At 39.5% G+C, this 17310-nt stretch carries 14 protein-coding genes; 5 read left to right on the forward strand and 9 right to left on the reverse strand.

The genetic code is table 11. From position 1 onward, the window contains the following. Nucleotides 1-29: 29 nt before the first annotated feature. On the reverse strand, nt 30-1445 hold the full coding sequence (gene sthA, locus B3R63_RS07310) for a Si-specific NAD(P)(+) transhydrogenase (protein WP_005019425.1): 1416 nt from the start codon (nt 1443-1445) through the stop codon (nt 30-32). A 205-nt stretch (nt 1446-1650) separates the two neighbouring features. Between sthA and lipA the strand changes: the two genes are divergently transcribed. Next, complete coding sequence (lipA, locus tag B3R63_RS07315) at nt 1651-2664, forward strand: lipoyl synthase (protein WP_005019423.1); 1014 nt, start codon at nt 1651-1653, stop codon at nt 2662-2664. Nucleotides 2665-2730: 66 nt separating this feature from the next. Here the strand turns inward: lipA and B3R63_RS07320 are convergent, their stop codons facing one another. Then, nucleotides 2731-2895: a hypothetical protein gene (locus tag B3R63_RS07320; RefSeq protein ID WP_005019422.1), complete on the reverse strand. Its 165-nt coding sequence runs from the start codon at nt 2893-2895 to the stop codon at nt 2731-2733. Between the two features lie 422 nt (nt 2896-3317). Between B3R63_RS07320 and B3R63_RS07325 the strand changes: the two genes are divergently transcribed. Continuing rightward, entirely contained in the window at nt 3318-5810 is a 2493-nt protein-coding gene (locus B3R63_RS07325) for an acyl-CoA dehydrogenase (RefSeq protein WP_286729464.1), read from the forward strand. 46 nt (nt 5811-5856) lie between these two features. Here B3R63_RS07325 and B3R63_RS07330 read toward each other — a convergent pair whose 3' ends face one another. Then, nucleotides 5857-6114 carry a hypothetical protein gene (locus B3R63_RS07330; protein WP_005026946.1) on the reverse strand — a complete coding sequence of 86 codons (258 nt, stop codon included), beginning with the start codon at nt 6112-6114 and terminating at the stop codon, nt 5857-5859. Nucleotides 6115-6413: 299 nt separating this feature from the next. On the opposite strand from B3R63_RS07330, the gene B3R63_RS07335 reads away from it, so the two are divergent. Beyond that, a complete protein-coding gene (locus B3R63_RS07335; RefSeq protein ID WP_286729466.1) occupies nt 6414-7625 on the forward strand; it encodes a YeeE/YedE family protein in 1212 nt (403 codons plus the stop codon). A 33-nt stretch (nt 7626-7658) separates the two neighbouring features. Here the strand turns inward: B3R63_RS07335 and B3R63_RS07340 are convergent, their stop codons facing one another. From B3R63_RS07340 to B3R63_RS07350, 3 genes are read right to left on the reverse strand one after another with little or no spacing between them, the layout of a single operon-like run. Then, nucleotides 7659-8189, reverse strand: a complete 531-nt coding sequence (locus B3R63_RS07340; RefSeq protein ID WP_005026949.1) for a hypothetical protein — start codon at nt 8187-8189, stop codon at nt 7659-7661. A 54-nt stretch (nt 8190-8243) separates the two neighbouring features. After that, the gene (locus B3R63_RS07345) at nt 8244-9050 is read right to left on the reverse strand and encodes a TIGR03915 family putative DNA repair protein (protein ID WP_248131339.1); all 807 of its coding nucleotides are present in this window, start codon (nt 9048-9050) and stop codon (nt 8244-8246) included. Next, on the reverse strand, nt 9051-10310 hold the full coding sequence (locus B3R63_RS07350; RefSeq protein ID WP_286729470.1) for a putative DNA modification/repair radical SAM protein: 1260 nt from the start codon (nt 10308-10310) through the stop codon (nt 9051-9053). A gap of 314 nt (nt 10311-10624) precedes the next feature. Here B3R63_RS07350 and B3R63_RS07355 point away from each other — a divergent pair, with 314 nt between their 5' ends. Further along, entirely contained in the window at nt 10625-11686 is a 1062-nt protein-coding gene (locus tag B3R63_RS07355) for an NAD(P)H-dependent flavin oxidoreductase (protein ID WP_005406528.1), read from the forward strand. Between the two features lie 56 nt (nt 11687-11742). Here B3R63_RS07355 and dusB read toward each other — a convergent pair whose 3' ends face one another. After that, nucleotides 11743-12744, reverse strand: coding sequence for a tRNA dihydrouridine synthase DusB (gene dusB, locus B3R63_RS07360; RefSeq protein ID WP_034429019.1), 1002 nt, complete (start codon nt 12742-12744; stop codon nt 11743-11745). 539 nt (nt 12745-13283) lie between these two features. Continuing rightward, nucleotides 13284-13466: a hypothetical protein gene (locus B3R63_RS07365; protein ID WP_005019410.1), complete on the reverse strand. Its 183-nt coding sequence runs from the start codon at nt 13464-13466 to the stop codon at nt 13284-13286. Nucleotides 13467-13848: 382 nt separating this feature from the next. On the opposite strand from B3R63_RS07365, the gene B3R63_RS07370 reads away from it, so the two are divergent. After that, nucleotides 13849-15423 carry a sensor domain-containing diguanylate cyclase gene (locus tag B3R63_RS07370; RefSeq protein ID WP_286729475.1) on the forward strand — a complete coding sequence of 525 codons (1575 nt, stop codon included), beginning with the start codon at nt 13849-13851 and terminating at the stop codon, nt 15421-15423. 145 nt (nt 15424-15568) lie between these two features. On the opposite strand, the gene B3R63_RS07375 is transcribed toward B3R63_RS07370, so the two are convergent. Then, on the reverse strand, nt 15569-17095 hold the full coding sequence (locus B3R63_RS07375; RefSeq protein WP_286729476.1) for a TerC family protein: 1527 nt from the start codon (nt 17093-17095) through the stop codon (nt 15569-15571). Between the last annotated feature and the right edge of the window lie 215 nt (nt 17096-17310).

The raw sequence follows: 17310 nt of genomic DNA on the forward strand, positions 1-17310 counted from the left end.
AGTTGATGGGCGTTTTTATATACAACATTTTAGAATAAACGGTTAAGACCATTTAATGCAGCTACACGATAAGCTTCCGCCATAGTCGGGTAGTTAAATGTTGTTTCTATAAAATACTTTAAAGTGTTGTTTGGACTTTGCATGACTGCCTGACCAATGTGAATAATTTCAGAAGCATTATTACCGAAACAGTGGACTCCTAAAAGCTCCAGAGTGTCACGATGAAATAGAAGTTTTAGTTCACCGACAGTGTCACCAGTAATCTGTGCACGTGCCAGATGACGAAAAGAAGCCTGCCCGACTTCATAAGGAATTTTCTCTTCAGTGAGTTCCTGCTCGGTTTTGCCGAAGAAAGAAATTTCTGGAATGGTATAAATACCGGTTGGAATATCTTTTACCGGTTTTACATTGAGCTCACCACTCATATTGGCACCAGCACAACGCCCTTGGTCGTATGCTGCTGAAGCCAGTGATGGCCAGCCTACCACATCGCCCGCAGCATAAATATTTTCAACTTCAGTCTGGTACTGATCATTGACCGCAAGCTGTCCGCGGCTATTTGGTGTAAGGCCAACATTTTCCAGGCCGAGTCCATCTGTATTACCGGAACGGCCATTACACCATAAAATAGCATCTGCCTTGATTTTCTTGCCACTCTGCAGGTGCAATACCACGTGATCATCATAAGTTTCCAGATAATCAATCTGTTCATTATGACGGATCAGTACGCCTTGTTCACGCAAATGGTAAGATAATGCATCGGCAATTTCATCATCCAAGTAACTGAGCAGTTTATGCTGTGTATTGATCAGGTCAACTTTATGATCCAGACCAATAAAAATAGAGGCATATTCACAACCAATTACACCAGCACCATAAATAATGATTTTTTGAATAGCAAAATCAAGATCCAGAATTTTATCTGAATCAAATACGCGTGGATGATTAAAATCGAGTCCAGCCGGATGATACGGGCGGCTACCTGTTGCGATCACCAGTTGTTTGAATACCAGCGTTTCCTTAATACCGTCATCGCTGAAGATTAAAACTGTATTTTTGTCCTGTATATAGGCACGTCCATGATAAATATCAATTTTATTACGGTCATAAAAGCGTGAATGGGTATCGACCTGTTGCTGAATCACTTTGTGTGCATTGCGTAGTACTTGTTTCATGGTGAACTGTTTCCAGTCTCCCACTTTTTTAAACATCGGATCACGCTGATAACGGATAATACTCGATACAGTTTGACGTAAAGCTTTGCTTGGAATAGTACCGACATGCGTACAGTTACCACCGAGCTGCTCACGCATATCAACAATAGCTACACGCTTACCTGCTTTCGCCAGCTTCATTGCCGCGCCTTCGCCCGCAGGTCCAGAACCGAGAACTACCGCATCATATTTAACGAAATTCCCACTAACGACCTCTTTCTTACGTGGCATTCAAAGCTCCTTACATGAAAACGTTATCTCTTATCTTGCCTATATTATGACGTAATCCTGATGAATTTGCTGTATTTCCCCCACCTATATTATGTGATAGCTACATTTTTTAAATGAATAGCGTTTTTTTCCTATTTAAAGCTAAGTCCGTTATAATAAGAAGCCTGTCAATCTGATCTCTCCTCAAACAGTGGAAAAGTTGAATATGTCTGAAAACCGTAAACCAGAACAGGGTATTAAACTTCGTGGCGCAGAAAAGGTCGCTAGAATACCTGTAAAAGTTGTACCTACGGTTGAAGTGCCTCGTAAACCGGACTGGATCCGGGTGAAGATGACTGCACCAGAAGAAGTTCAACGTATCAAAACAACTTTACGTTCACAAAAACTGCATACTGTATGTGAAGAGGCTGCCTGCCCGAACCTGCCAGAATGCTTTGGTGGTGGTACAGCAACCTTTATGATTATGGGTGACATTTGTACCCGACGCTGTCCATTTTGTGATGTTGCTCACGGCCGTCCAAATGCATTAGATGCAGATGAGCCACGCCATATGGCAGAAACAATTGCAAATTTGGGTCTAAAATATGCAGTTATCACCTCAGTCGACCGTGATGACTTACTTGATGGCGGCGCACAGCATTTTGTTGACTGTATTAAAGAAGCACGTCAGCTTAGCCCAAATACGTTACTTGAAATTCTGGTTCCAGATTTTCGTGGCCGTCTGGATATTGCACTACGTATTATGACTGAATGCCCGCCGGATGTGTTTAACCATAATATTGAAACTGTGCCACGTTTATATAAGGCAATGCGCCCGGGTTCAGATTATCAGCACTCTTTAAATCTGTTAAAAATGTTTAAAGAATACTGCCCTGATATTCCAACTAAATGTGGGCTAATGGTGGGTATTGGTGAAAAAGAAGAGGAAGTAATTGCTCTTCTAGATGACCTTCGTGCGCATGATGTAGATTATGTCACTATTGGTCAGTATCTACAGCCTTCCAAACAGCATGCACCGATTGACCGATTTGTCACGCCAGAAGAATTTGAGCGTTATGCTGAACATGGCCGTAAGCTTGGCTTTAGAAATATCTGGTCAGCACCTATGGTACGTTCAAGCTATTTTGCAGATCGCCAGTATTATGGTGAACCGGTTCCTGAAGTGCGTCGTAAAACCGATCCAGCAAAAAAAATTGCAGTTCAAACGATTGAAGCCTAATTATTTTAAGCTTTTAAAAGGCCCTCTAGTGAGGGCCTTTTTACTAATTTTATAATGTGTTGGCTGTTAATCCGATTTCTTTTTGCCACCACCGTCCTGTTTATTTACGGTAGCCCAAGCAATCCGTTCTGCCTCATCCTCTGAATGCCCACGCTCTTTTTCACTTTCTTCAATATGCTGAGCCTGCCGTTTCTGTTTTTCTGTGTAAGCTGACTTGTCTCCACGTGACATAATAGTTCTCCTATTTTTTGATCTATATTTATTTCTATAATATGTTCAAAAATTATTCATCACATAAAGTGTCAGTCTCTGTATGGCTCTAACATATTTTATGTAACTTCATTTCAAATATATCTTAAGGTTTTATAGTTACCAAACCACCAAATAAATACATTTCTATCAATTATATAGTCTTTTATTGAGAGGTATTTTTATACTTATAGTGACAAAAATTTAACTATTTATGGTTGAGTTTATATAGCTTTAAAAGGATTAATACAGCAGGTTAAATATTTTAATCTAATTAAAAATAATTGCACTGACTCACTGAAAAAACCTCAAGTGATATAAACAGAAAAATGATGCCTTCGTAACTGTTGATTCCTGCTGGTCGTTTTTACATATCAGATGTAATGATTTAGAGGAGTGATTTTATGTTATTTATTCTGAGCATTTTGCTACAGCTGATTACTATATGGGCCATATTTTTTTATGGGTTATCCAGAGTTATGGGTGCCATAACAATGACCGGAGCTGTCATTATTACAGCTGTGATCAGTCCATGGTCCTTAATTTTGGGGATACCGCTAATTCTACTTAGCCTAGTGTTACTTGTTGATTCATTACGTATGAACCTCATCACACGTCCGGCTTTTGACCGTTTAAGTAATGCGATGCCGAGTATTAGCACAACCGAACGCGAAGCATTAGAAGCTGGTACCAGCTGGTGGGAAAAAGAACTGTTTATGGGCGCGCCAGACTGGGATCAGTTTGACCGTTATCCTTATCCGCATCTATCTGAAGAAGAACAATCTTTCCTTGACCATGAAGTCGAACAACTTTGTGACATGCTAGATGAATGGCAAATTCATCATCATGATAAAGACCTGCCAGAACACGTTTGGCAGTTTATTAAAGAGAAAGGCTTTTTAGGTCTAATTATACCTAAAATTTATGGTGGTCTGGAATTTACGGCTTTTGCACAAAGCCGGATTATGAGCAAAATTGCTTCACGCTCCATGACGGCGGCAGTAAGCTGTATGGTACCTAACTCACTTGGGCCAGGTGAACTGTTAATGCACTACGGCACTGAAGAGCAGAAGGAACGTTATTTACCAGGGTTAGCTAATGGTACTGAAATTCCATGTTTTGGTCTGACCAGCCCGGAAGCAGGTTCTGATGCCGGTGCTATCCCCGATACCGGTGTAGTTTGCTATGGCCAGTATGACGGTGAGCAGGTACTCGGCTTAAAAATGAATTTTTCCAAACGCTGGATTACTCTAGCACCCATTGCAACTGTGGTCGGTCTGGCTTTTAAACTGTTTGATCCAGACGGATTGCTTGGTGATAAAAACAAAAATGAATATGGAATTACCTGTGCCCTGATTCCAGCCAGCCATCCCGGTATAGAAATTGGACCGCGCCATTATCCGGGCTCACCTTTTATGAATGGTACAGTCGATGGTAAGGATGTATTCATCCCAATTGACTGGATTATCGGCGGACCCAAAAATGCAGGTAAAGGCTGGCGCATGCTGATGGAATGCTTGGGAGTTGGCCGTGGTATTTCCTTGCCTGCCCTCTCTACCGCAGCAGGTGAAATGTGTTACCTGACTGTCGGTGCTTTTGCCCGCATTCGTCAGCAGTTTAAACTTTCAGTCGGGAAGTTTGAAGGTGTACAGGAAGCGACGAGTGATATTGCCAGTGATGCCTATATGCTGGAAGCTTTCCGTTATATGGTCACCTGTGGTTTGAACCAGGGTGGCACGCCAGCTGTCATGACGGCAATGGCAAAACATTATGCAACAGAAACCATGCGTAAAGTGGTCAATCATGGCATGGACGTAGTCGGTGGTCGTGCAATTCAACTTGGACCACGCAACTTTTTGGCTCTACAGTATCAGGCAGTTCCTGTATCCATCACTGTAGAGGGGGCAAATATTCTAACCCGCTCCCTAATGATATTTGGACAAGGCTCAATGCGTTGCCATCCTTATCTATTTGAAGAATTACAGCTGTTGCAATCTCCAGATAAGACTGGTGCCTTAAACAAGTTTAATGAAATGCTTTATCATCACTTAGGCTATACCTTAAACCGGGGTGCACGGGCATTGGCCTACGCATTTACAGGGGGTTCTTCACGTGCAGCTTTTACAGCCGATGATTTTACTCTACCGTACTATAAGCTGGTTAACCGTTTTAGTGCCTGCTTTGCCTTAACTGCCGATATGTCTTTGGGTTTACTTGCTGGTGATATCAAACGCAAAGAAATGCTGTCTGGCCGTCTGGCTGATATCCACTCCTATCTATTCATTGCGACTTCTATTTTAAAATATTATGAACGTGGCAATAGGACTGAAGCTGAACAGGATCATGCACAACTGGCTCTGGAAAAAGCGTTTTATCAGATACAAGAGGCTTTTGATGGACTATTTGCCAATTTCCCAGTGCCTGCAGCAGCCGGGCTGGTTAAAATGGTCTGCTTTCCCTTTGGTCGTCCTGTAGCCAAACCAAATGATAAGCTCAAACAACAGGTGGCTCAGTGGATTATGATGGAAAATCCCTTCCGCGAACAACTAAAAGCTCATGTTTACTATAATGTCCGAGAAGATGATGTAAATGGCCGACTGGAATCTACCTTTAAAATGCTGCTACAGATTGAACCGCTTTGGGACAGATTTAAAAAAGCTGAATCCAAGGGACAGTTTGTCGGTTTAACTTTTGAAGAGCATGTAGAAGATGCGGTCAGCAAGGGCTTTATTACTGATGAAGAAGCTGAACAGCTTATCCGTTATAATGCCAAGCGTTTTGACAGTATGCTTACAGATAACTTTGATATGCAGTTAAAAGAAGCCTTTGCATTAACCAATCCACATCTGCCTGAACATCTTGAAGTCAAGCATGAAGGTGGCATGACATCGGTCTAAAAATCTTTGATTTAAAAGGCAGGCTCTTTAGGAGCCTGTTTTAGTTTTAATGCCAATGGATATTGAAATAATAATAGCTCTCTTCGAGTCCGAACCTGACCTGATAACCTATTTCATGCAGCTCTGCTGAGAGAGCATGTATGTCTTCAAGTGCAATGTATTTAGGTAAAATCATGAATATAACAGTATTCCCCTGTCTGGCTGCCTGTTCAATCAGATCATTAAGCTTGTCTCGTACTACCGTCATAGTCAGACCCGCTTCTAAAGTCCATAGTTTTGCCTGCTCGGCTGGAATAATATCCATTTTCTTTTCCTTCATTATTTAATACATCTATAGTCCATTTTTTTATCTTTAATATATTTTATCTTTTCTGATATTGATGTGATATTTAAACTATGTGTATTGTTTATTTATTTCCAGGTTTGCATACAGAGAGAAATAATTAAAATTTCTGTTTTTAGTTCAGACTTTTGTATCAGTTTAACTACTATAACTTATCACTTATTCTCAGTTATATATTATATATTTTATAGATTTACATAATAATTAAGGCGTCAAAATAAGTTAAAATAGACTCATTCTCTTCGTATTATTTTTCTCCCATGAATCTTGTTGCTGAAAAATCCAATCGTTCTCAAGTTACGGTCTGGGTCGCTTTGCTGCTGCTGTTAATTGGCGCAATGAGTGCATACCAGATTGTTGGCTTGAATCAAGCCCTGCTGCTTCTCATTGGTGGAGCATTAGGGATGACACTCTACCATGCATCCTTTGGCTTCACTTCCAGCTGGCGCGTTTTTATCAAGGAGCGTCGAGGTCGTGGTTTGCGTGCGCAAATGATCATGCTGGCTCTGGCTGTATTACTGTTTTTTCCTGCTTTAGGAGCTGGCCAGCTGTTTGGTCAGCCGGTAACCGGTTTTGTGTCTCCACTTTCCACTTCGGTTGTGATTGGTGCTTTTATTTTTGGTATAGGCATGCAATTAGGGGGTGGTTGCGCATCTGGAACGCTTTATACGGTCGGTGGTGGTAGTGCCCGCATGGTGGTTACCCTGATATTTTTCTGTCTGGGTTCCCTGTTGGCAACCTTGCATCTGGACTGGTGGTTTAACCTGCCGCACTTGGCGCCTGTCTCTGTTGTTAAAAGTTTGGGGGTAATGCCTGCTTTACTTTTAAACTTTGCTCTCTTTGCAGTCATCGCGCTGACAACTGTTTATTTTGAGAAAAAGCGCCATGGTGCATTAGAAATCGGCTCTACCTCATCCGAGCTTGGCTGGAGACGCTTTTTGCGTGGCCCCTGGCCACTGGTTTGGGGCGGGATTTTATTGACCTTACTGAACTTTGCAACACTGGCTTTAGCTGGCAGGCCTTGGGGAGTAACCTCGGCTTTAGCTGTATGGGCTGCCAAAGCAGCTAGTCTGGGTGGTATAGATGTCGCCTCATGGGCATATTGGCAACAACCTGCCAATGCTAAAGCCCTTACTGAACCACTCTGGTTTGATGTAACCTCCATGATGAACTTCGGTATCATGCTGGGTGCGTTGCTGGCTGCGAGTCTGGCCGGTAAGTTTGCTCCTAACTTCAACATACCGCGTCGTTCACTGCTGGCTGCAGTTCTGGGCGGTATCTTACTGGGCTATGGTGCCCGCTTGGCATATGGCTGCAACATTGGTGCCTATTTCAGTGGGATTGCTTCAGGTAGTTTACATGGATGGTTATGGCTGATCTTTGCCTTCTTAGGTAATACTATTGGTGTAAAACTACGTCCTGTCTTCTTTCCAGACGAAGCACCCCAACCAGAAAAATTGACCAGCTGCTAAATAAAAAACCCATCGATATGATGGGTTTTTTATTTACGGCTCGAGAGCACCTTTTAGGTTACAGCCATAATTCATGGTCTCTTGCACTTGTCGATAGCTGGTATAACGATTAATAATAAACTGATAGAAATTTTCGGGTTGAGCAAAAATTTCTTTCAGATTTTCATGAGCAGGTAGATGTTCAAGTTTAAGATGTTCAACCAGATTGAGATTCTGGTGTCCAATTTGAAACATCTTTACAAAATAACTGTTCATCATGTTGCAGTAACCATTTTTTGCATTCTTCAACGCAAACCGGCTCACCAGATGCTCGTTTAATGTATGCAAATTATGAACATCCAGCTCAGCCTTGGGATCAGAAAACGCATCAGGATATTGAGATTTGAAAGTTAAGAATTGTTGCTGCAGTTCCTGGTTAAGATGATCTATTTTGGTTTGCAGTTCTACTGCACTATTTACCCGATAATCAGCTGGCGTACTATGGAAATCATCAGGCCGTTTTTCTGCGCATGCTCCCAGCAAAACAAGAGATAAAGAAATTAAAACAACATGGAAGAATTTCATCATTAACTCTAAGCTTAATACTGTGCGTTACTTTATTCGATTATGAAATTTTTCTCATCTCTTTTGCAAAAATGAGTCTTCGGACAATATTTTCTCATTCATATAACGCCAATAACGTTTAGGGACATACTGTATATGCAGTTTTATATTACGTCGAGCTTCAATATTAATAGCACAAAAATAGTCTTTCCAGAGCTGGTCATAAAGCAATTCATCATCATCCAGTTCCACTGTAAATTTCTGACTAAACCCAGTATGTAATGTCTGGTCCACTTGTTCTACCTGCATATGCACCTGATGGACCTGTTTTAAATCATAGTAAATTCCATAATTCCTTTTCTCATCATAAATCAGCCAAGACTGGTCCTGATAACGGTCCTTAAAATGCCGTTCAATAAGAGGCAATACATTAAAGTCTGGCCGTACCAGCGCAATGAAAAGACCATTCTTGGCTTTTTTGAAACGGACAAAAGCTTCCATGCGGTGCTTCTCACGCCCTACCTGCTTGGTCCATTGGGAAAGACCCAATACCGCAGCATGACCATAGTTGTAGTCTACGGGTAAAGCAGACTGAAATACATATATACAAAATTCAAAGAGCTGCTGAAATGCCTGTTCCTGTTCAGATAAAAAAGTGTAATAAAAATTTTTCAGGCTCGTATATTCAACTTTAATTTTTAAAGCATTCCATACACGTTGTGCATGTTCATCATTTGCACTTACATGAATCACCTCATCAAACAGTCCCGACTGGAAGCGCCCTTGTATACTAATTTTTACTGCAAACTCTTTAAATTGAAAAGCCCGGAAAACACAGCTTAGCAGTCCGGTCATACTGCCATCAAAAACATACTGGGCCACTTAAAAGCCTAGTCCTAATTGTGGAGGGAGCTGTGCATTATATTTGGACTGGCCAGCCAGCAGAATCTGCTGCCTGATCTGGCTCGGCAGCATTTCTTTGATAAATTTGGGTGTATCTGCACAGCGAATAAAGTGCTGAGCCCGATTATAGGCAACCCCCATGCGTTTAAGCTGATCAATATGAATACTTCCAAAGCGCCGCGCCTGGATAACCTTTCTCGCAGAACGTACGCCAATACCCGGTACGCGCAAGATCATTCTATATTCAGCCGTATTAATATCTACCGGAAACTGTTCAGGATGACGTAGTGCCCAAGCCAATTTTGGGTCTACATCCAGTTCAAGGTTCGGATGTTCGTCATCAACCAGTTCATGAGCATCGAACTCATAAAAGCGCATGAGCCAGTCAGTCTGGTATAACCGGTTTTCACGTAATAATGGTGGTGCTGATCCAATGGCAGGTAAAGCCCGATCTTCAGAGTTAATTGGAATATAACCAGAATAATAGACACGCTTCAGTTTAAACTCTTTATAATGGCGGTCTGCCATTAAAATCACGTCCTGATCAGTTTCATGATGCGCCCCGACAACCATTTGTGTGGTTTGACCTGCCGGAACAAATTTGGGTACTGTTTTAATAATTTTACGCTCATCCTTAAACTGGATAAGCCGGTCACGGACAATTCCCAGATCTTTCTGCACCTCACTGTGACTTTTCTCAGGTGCAAACTTTTGTAGTCCATCTGCTGTTGGCATTTCCAGATTAATACTCATCCGGTCAGCATATAGTCCAGCTTCTGTAATCAGTTCAGGTGAAGCTCCTGGAATAGTCTTTAAGTGTATATATCCATTAAAATTTTCTTCTAACCGAAGCTTTTTAACCACCTGCAACATGCGTTCCATAGTATGGTCAGCCGATTTAAAAATCCCTGAACTTAAGAACAGGCCTTCAATATAGTTACGACGATAAAAATTAATAGTAAGATCTACGACTTCCTGCACAGTAAAGGCAGCACGCTTCACATCATTTGAACGCCTTGAAACACAGTAAGCACAGTCGTAAATACAGATATTTGAAAATAAGACTTTAAGCAGAGAGACACAACGACCGTCTTCAGTATAGCTATGACAGATCCCGGAACCGGTATTTCCGAGACCTTTATCCTTATTTTTTCGATTACTGCCACTTGATGAGCAGGATACATCATATTTGGCAGCATCAGCCAGAATTTGCAGTTTCTCGCGAATACGTTCAGACATAGACCTGATCATCCATGTATATAGAGATAATCATTAATTATACTAGTCTGTTGCGTCTGCAAAGCCTGCATTTATTTCTTTGCGACAAGGCATGTCGTTAAATCAATTTAACTTAGGCTATTTTAGTTTGAATATAATCGATCTGGTAATGATAGAGAAACTCAAGTTTATGGCTTGCTCTGCCTTCATATAAAAAAGCCTTAGGAAATCAATCATGCCTGAAATTACGTTATTTATTAACAAAATATTGGATATTGGTTGCATCTCTCGAGCGTTTGACGTAAATCTTAAAATAAAATTTAGGTAATAAGAATATGAATCTGATCGAAAGACTTAGCTTGAAACACTCTATTTTCTTGGCGCCTATGGCAGGTGTAAGTACACCCGAGCTGGCGGCTGAAGTCTCTAATGCCGGAGCTTTGGGCTCATTAGGCCTAGGAGCCAATACAGTTGAGCAGGCACGTGAACAGATTTTAAAAACACAACAGCTAACCCGACAGCCCTTTCAGCTTAATTTTTTTTGTCATCGCTCTAAAATACTGGATCAGGATACTGCACAAGAATGGATTGAATATCTAGAACCGCACTTTAGAAAATTTGATGCCTCTGCACCTAACGAGTTAAAAAATATCTATCCAAGCTTTAAGGACTCAGATGATTATCTCAATCTTGTTTTAGAGACTTGCCCAGCAGCCGTCAGTTTTCATTTTGGTATTCCACACCCACATCAAATTGAAGCACTTAAAAAAGCAAAGATTTTAACCATGGTTTCTGCAACCAATCTGGCGGAAGCAAAAGCAATTGCAGAAGCAGGGATTGATGTCATTATTGCTCAAGGGGTAGAGGCCGGTGGACATCGTGGCTGCTTTAACCCGCATCGTGACAGCGCCATTAAAACGACTGACTTGGTACGCTTAATTTTACAATATCTTGATTTACCAGTCGTAGCAGCGGGCGGAATCATGAACGGCCGCCAGGCACAGCAATGTCTTGCACTTGGAGCTCAAGCTGTACAGTTAGGAACTGCTTTCGTGCAATGTCCAAGCTCAAATGCCAATGCAGCCTATCGTGAAGCTTTATTTAACCGGCCTCTTACTCAAATTACCTCAACTATTTCAGGACGCCCGGCACGCGGCCTGATTAATGCATGGCATACCGAAGTTGATCTGGTTAAGCGGCCAAGTCTACCCGCCTATCCATATGTTTATGATATTGCAAAACAGCTGCATCAAATTGCATCCAAACAGGGTCATTATGAGTATGGGGCATTCTGGGCCGGCAGTAATGTTGCCCAGATTCGACAGCTAAATGCTGTTGACCTGATTAACCTGCTAAATCTTGAAATTAATCAGGCCACTCATTCAAATTCAGATTAACAGTTTTTAACCGGAGGCTAGAGCAATACAATATTCATGCCTAGCCTCTTTTTGGCTTAAGGATCAAGCAGGTTAACAGTTTCTTGCTGTACATCACTCATTAAACGTCCTTGGGCCAATAACTGGTTAAAATAAGCTTCTACTACTTTTGCCTGCTCTAACGTACTTTCTACTTGATACATTTTCTGACGGAACTCATTGCTGGCATATAAGCCCTTGGTATACCAAGCTATATGTTTACGGGCAATACGGCAGCCAGAATACTCCCCATAAAATTCATAGAGCTCACTTAAATGCCCAAGTAATACATGTTTTACCTCTTCAATATCAGGGGCTTTTAGGTATTCTCCAGTATTTAAATAATGGGCAATTTCTCGAAATATCCATGGACGCCCCTGTGCTGCACGCCCAATCATGATCGCATCGGCGCCTGTATGTTCCAATACAAATTTGGCTTTTTCAGGACTATCGATATCGCCATTAGCAATTACTGGGATATGAATAATTTTTTTAACTTCACGAATCAAATCATAACGTGCATGATTTAAATACATGTCTTCACGAGTCCGACCGTGTAAAGCCAGTGCCGCAATACCAGCCTCTTCTGCCCGCTTCGCCACACGCAGAATATTTTCTTGACCATTTAAATACCCCAAACGAGTTTTAAGGGTAACTGGCACATCAACTGCGGCAACTACGGTATCTAAAATACGCGCAACCAGTTCTTCATCCTGTAATAAAGCAGAGCCTGCAAGTTTATTACAAACTTTTTTTGCCGGACATCCCATATTAATATCAATAATCTGAGCACCATTAGCAATCTGATAACGTGCTGCTTCAGCCAGTTGTTCTGGATCAGATCCTGCTATCTGGGCAGAAATTGGAGCTAATTCACCATCAAAATTAGCCCGATATAAACTCTTTTTACTCATCCTCAGTGTCTTATCAGCTGTCATCATTTCGCTAACAGCATGGCCTGCACCAAAGTATTTACATAAGGTTCTAAATGGTCGATCTGTCACCCCTGCCATTGGCGCGACCCAAATTTTTTGTTCGATTGGCCGATCAAATAGCTCTCTGATTACGGTATTTTGACTCAAATTTCCAACCTCACTTTCAACTTATTTACTAAGCTATTCATCTTTAGATCTACTTTAAAACCTGATAACACTTAATTAATGGCCTGCTTAGCTCCCCCAACTTATACCTTGAACAAGCTAGGCTTAATAAAATTACAGTACAGGAGAGAAAAAGTAGTCAGAGATATTTTAAGCTAAAGCCCAAATTAGAACAGATCAAATAGCGGACCAACTAGTTTAATTATTTACAGAAAGAATATCCATTTTTTAATTTGTTGAGTTTTTAAAATTCAAATACCACATTTAGCTTGAAGAATATTATTATATAATCAAAAGTTTAGCTAATATCTTTTATAAAAGTCTACCTGAGCTAGAATATAGGTTAACTTAACTTGAGTTTCAGATAAATTAAATAAATTCAGTACATTAGAAATAATAAATCCTGCTCAATCACCTGTATTGGCAGGGCTACAGCTATAAATTGATCTATCTTAAAACGTCCCCTTCAGGATAGTCTTTTAGTTTCTTAGATCAGTTAATTCAAAATCTTTAATGATCATCATCTCAATACTTTCTATCAGGGCTTTTTCCCATTTACTCTCATTCCAAAATAGTAAGTTTCCATTCTCTTCTTTATAAAATACTTGTTCTTCATAATTTAGATGATGAATGACTTGGGTTCCATTTGGTATATTTTTCATATAGTTATCCTCATCTATTATTTATATTTAGCTTAGCATAAGTGGCTGTTTTGCTTTAACTTAAATAATAAAAATATGTATCAAAATACAAATTAAACTTCATCATAATGAATAAATTTTTATTGGAACTATTAAGTGATTAAAAACTATAGACTTATTATAAATAGTTAAAAAAATTATTTATTATTTTTTAATATATTAAAAATATATAAAATGTCATAAGGTTGAGTTCTAAAATAGAATTTTTTTATTAATTTATCTAATTTTAATATCTTTTAACTTGGTTAACTAACCCATATCTAAAAATAAAAAGAACAAATATTAACCAAGAACATACAAAATAAGATAGAATATTTCACTGTTGATATAGATTTCATGCACCATGTCACATATTAGCTTTATTCATGCCCTTAACCTTAACTTAAGAAAACTAATCCTTATTCTTACCATATTTGCTGTTTCTTCTTTATTTATTATCTCCTTACTCATTGGTCACTATATTGCTAAAAAAGAATTAATAAATGATTCACTTGCCTTGAACTATGAATATGCTTTTAAGATCGCGAATAGTACTGACAACTATTTTAGAAATCTTTTATCTGAACTCAAGCATAGTACTTTAGCCGTTAGTCATTCTTTTGATAATAATAAATTACGGCAATATGAAGTCGATCGCCTGAAGAATCAAGCTCATTATTTTAATGCGGTAATCATTGGTGACCGTCGAGGAAATATTCTTAATTTTAGTCCGGCCAGTTTTGATAGCGGTCAACTGACAAATCAGGATCTTCTAAACTTCAAGCATCTAGCACAGAGTAAACAACCCTATATTTCTCAACCTTATTATTCTATCAGGCACAATTTAATTATTTTTATAGCTCAACCAATCTTCAACAAGCAAAATATTTATCAGGGCTATATGGGGGTTGTTATCAATTTAAATGAAAAAAATATTATCAGTGACCTTCTTGCCAGCGAATACGGTTATAAAAAAAATTATATGTATGTGATCGATCAAAGCAGACAGATTATCTTTCATCCCGATTCCGCGAGAATAGGTAGCATTATGACTAACAATACTGCCCTCTCTTATATGAACCAAATCAATAGAGGGCGAGTAGAGCTCATTAACAGTCGAGGAATAGAAAATTTAGCAGGTTTCGCTCGTATTTCTACTACCAACTGGATTGTGGTTTCTCAACAGCCAACCAGAGAGTTACTTAAACAGGCAAATTCAGTAATTTATAAAGTATCAGTTGTTATCCTATTATTTTATCTATTGATCTTTTTGGTGATCTGGAAACTTTCACTATTCATTTCTTCCCCCTTGAATCACTTGGCTAAAATGGCGAGTCGTCTTAACCAGCCAGAAATAGAACAGAAAATTCAAGCGATTAGCCCTTGGTATTATGAAGTACAGAAATTCAAACTATCTTTACTTTTAAGTGCACAAAATTTTAGTAAGAAAATTTCAGAAATGAATCATCATGTTAATTCTGATCCTCTCACTGGCTTGTACAATCGCAGGGGTATCGATATCTTTATTAAAGAAATGGTAGATAACCATACACCTTTTTCTATTCTCCTGATTGATGTCGACTATTTTAAAAAAATTAATGATACTTATGGCCATATTCAAGGTGATATAGTTTTAAAACAAATTGCCGGTCATTTAAGAGCCAATTTTCGTAAAGATGATATTTGCTGTCGTTGTGGAGGAGAAGAGTTCGCTGTACTCATGCCCACCATTGATAAAAAAGCAGTCTATAACAGTGCTGAACGTTTAAGAAAAAAAATAGAATCGAATATTACCAACCTGTCTGGCCCGGTAACTATTTCTATTGGTATCGCATACTGGCCAGAGAGCTCCAAAAGCACTGAAGAAGTTTTCAAAATTGCTGATCACTATCTTTATCAAGCTAAACGTGAAGGTCGTAACTGTGTTCGTGGTCCATAAAGTATGGTTTATATAAACCAGTATATAACAGGCTATTCCAGTTATTTAAACGATGCTTGCTCTTCTCTGTTTAAATTTAGACTTATATATTAATACGTTAAGATAAAAAAGAGCTTCTTAAAGAAGCTCTTTTTAAAAGACCAGATTATGAATGATGTGTAATCTGAACAGTCTTGATTCGGTTACCTTCCAGTTCTGTCACTTCAAAATGTACACCCCGGAAATCTAGTTGAGTACCGACTGTGATCTTATCCTGAATTTTATCTAAAATCAGACCAGCTACACTCACATAGTCTGCATCATCTTCTACCAGGTCTAGCATGCCAAGCTCCAGTTCTAGCTGATACAAATCCAGACTTCCAGCAGCTTTCCAAGTGCTTTCATCAATTTTTACCAGGTCAAGCTGTTCATCGGCATCTGGAAACTCGCCTGCAATTGCCTCAAATACATCTAGTGGTGAAATAAGCCCCTGGATATTACCAAACTCATCATTAACCAATACTAGCGAGCCTTTGGAAGTACGCAAAGTATTAATCGCATCAATCACTTTCATTTTTTCAAAAATGTAGATTGGACGTTGCTGTTTTAACAAGGCTTTTAGCTGGACTTCATCTTCAAGTACATCTAGCAGTTCCTTGGCACGTATCACGCTGATTACTTTATCAAGGCTACCACGGCATACAGGAAACAGGCTATGAGGAACAGATAATACCTGTTCACGAATCTGTTCAGGTGAATCCTCAAGGTTTACCCAGGAAATCTGGTTACGGGGAGTCATAATTGAGGCTACTGAGCGTTCGGCAAGTGTCAGTACTCCACCAATCATATAGCGCTCTTCATCTACAAATGCATCTTGCGCTTCTGTAGATTGTGCATCAGCCACAGTTTCTACACGTCCACCCATCAGTTTTAAAATCGAGTTTGCTGTACGATGACGCAGAGGAATTTTTGCCTCATGCTTTGCTGCATTTCGCGAAGTAAACTGATTAAATATCTCAATAAGAATTGCAACACCTATACCTGAATAAATATAGCCTTTAGGAATATGGAAACCAAATCCTTCAGCAATCAGGCTAATACCAATCAAGAGCAGGAAGCTTAAACACAGGATAATAACGGTCGGATGACGGTTTACAAATTCAGTTAATGGTTTGGAAGCCAGCAACATTACTGCCATAGCGACAATCATGGCGGCCATCATGACATAAATATTGTCAACCATTCCAATTGCAGTAATCACCGAATCTAAAGAGAATACAGCGTCGAGTATAACAATCTGGGCTACAACCGCAGTAAAACTTGCATAAGCTACATTTGTAGTAACTTTAACTTCAGTTTTACCTTCCATCCGTTCATGTAATTCACTGACTGCTTTATAAAGCAGGAACAGACCACCGAATAAAAGAATCAGATCCCGACCGGAGAAAGTCCAGTCAAAGACAGTAATAAGCGGTTGAGTCAAAGTGACTAACCAAGAGATAGCAAATAATAAGCCCAAACGCATTACTAGGGCTAAAGAAAGACCTATTACACGGGCTTTGTCCCGTTTTTCAGGAGGGAGCTTGTCAGCCAAAATGGCAATAAAAACCAGGTTATCAATACCTAGAACAATTTCTAAAACAATCAGGGTAAGTAAACCCACCCATATGCCCGGATCTAATAAAAATTCCATTAGTTTAGACCTCCGGATAAACGAGGCTGATTAAAAATAATTTTTGATCGACACGGCGATGGATCCATATAAGTGAACCTTTTCAACTAAAGATAAAATTATTATGCACACTTTTAGTAAATTGTAATTACTTTTTTATAATGAGATGAAAGGTTTTATGTATAACTGCTATAGCTTTTATGAGTCATTAGATTTATTTATAATAAAATAGAGAG

It is taken from the genome of Acinetobacter sp. UBA1297 (assembly GCF_002307755.1).
GTDB lineage: Bacteria > Pseudomonadota > Gammaproteobacteria > Pseudomonadales > Moraxellaceae > Acinetobacter > Acinetobacter radioresistens.

Excerpts from the sequence above, each read along its gene's own strand:
- B3R63_RS07355 (WP_005406528.1), top strand. The coding sequence starts at position 10,625 with ATGAATCTGATCGAAAGACTTAGCTTGAAACACTCTATTTTCTTGGCG.
- lipA (WP_005019423.1), top strand. The coding sequence starts at position 1,651 with ATGTCTGAAAACCGTAAACCAGAACAGGGTATTAAACTTCGTGGCGCA.
- B3R63_RS07370 (WP_286729475.1), top strand. The coding sequence starts at position 13,849 with ATGTCACATATTAGCTTTATTCATGCCCTTAACCTTAACTTAAGAAAA.
- B3R63_RS07325 (WP_286729464.1), top strand. The coding sequence starts at position 3,318 with ATGTTATTTATTCTGAGCATTTTGCTACAGCTGATTACTATATGGGCC.
- B3R63_RS07335 (WP_286729466.1), top strand. The coding sequence starts at position 6,414 with ATGAATCTTGTTGCTGAAAAATCCAATCGTTCTCAAGTTACGGTCTGG.
- B3R63_RS07320 (WP_005019422.1), bottom strand. The coding sequence starts at position 2,895 with ATGTCACGTGGAGACAAGTCAGCTTACACAGAAAAACAGAAACGGCAG.
- sthA (WP_005019425.1), bottom strand. The coding sequence starts at position 1,445 with ATGCCACGTAAGAAAGAGGTCGTTAGTGGGAATTTCGTTAAATATGAT.
- B3R63_RS07340 (WP_005026949.1), bottom strand. The coding sequence starts at position 8,189 with ATGAAATTCTTCCATGTTGTTTTAATTTCTTTATCTCTTGTTTTGCTG.
- B3R63_RS07375 (WP_286729476.1), bottom strand. The coding sequence starts at position 17,095 with ATGGAATTTTTATTAGATCCGGGCATATGGGTGGGTTTACTTACCCTG.
- B3R63_RS07350 (WP_286729470.1), bottom strand. The coding sequence starts at position 10,310 with ATGTCTGAACGTATTCGCGAGAAACTGCAAATTCTGGCTGATGCTGCC.
- B3R63_RS07365 (WP_005019410.1), bottom strand. The coding sequence starts at position 13,466 with ATGAAAAATATACCAAATGGAACCCAAGTCATTCATCATCTAAATTAT.
- B3R63_RS07330 (WP_005026946.1), bottom strand. The coding sequence starts at position 6,114 with ATGGATATTATTCCAGCCGAGCAGGCAAAACTATGGACTTTAGAAGCG.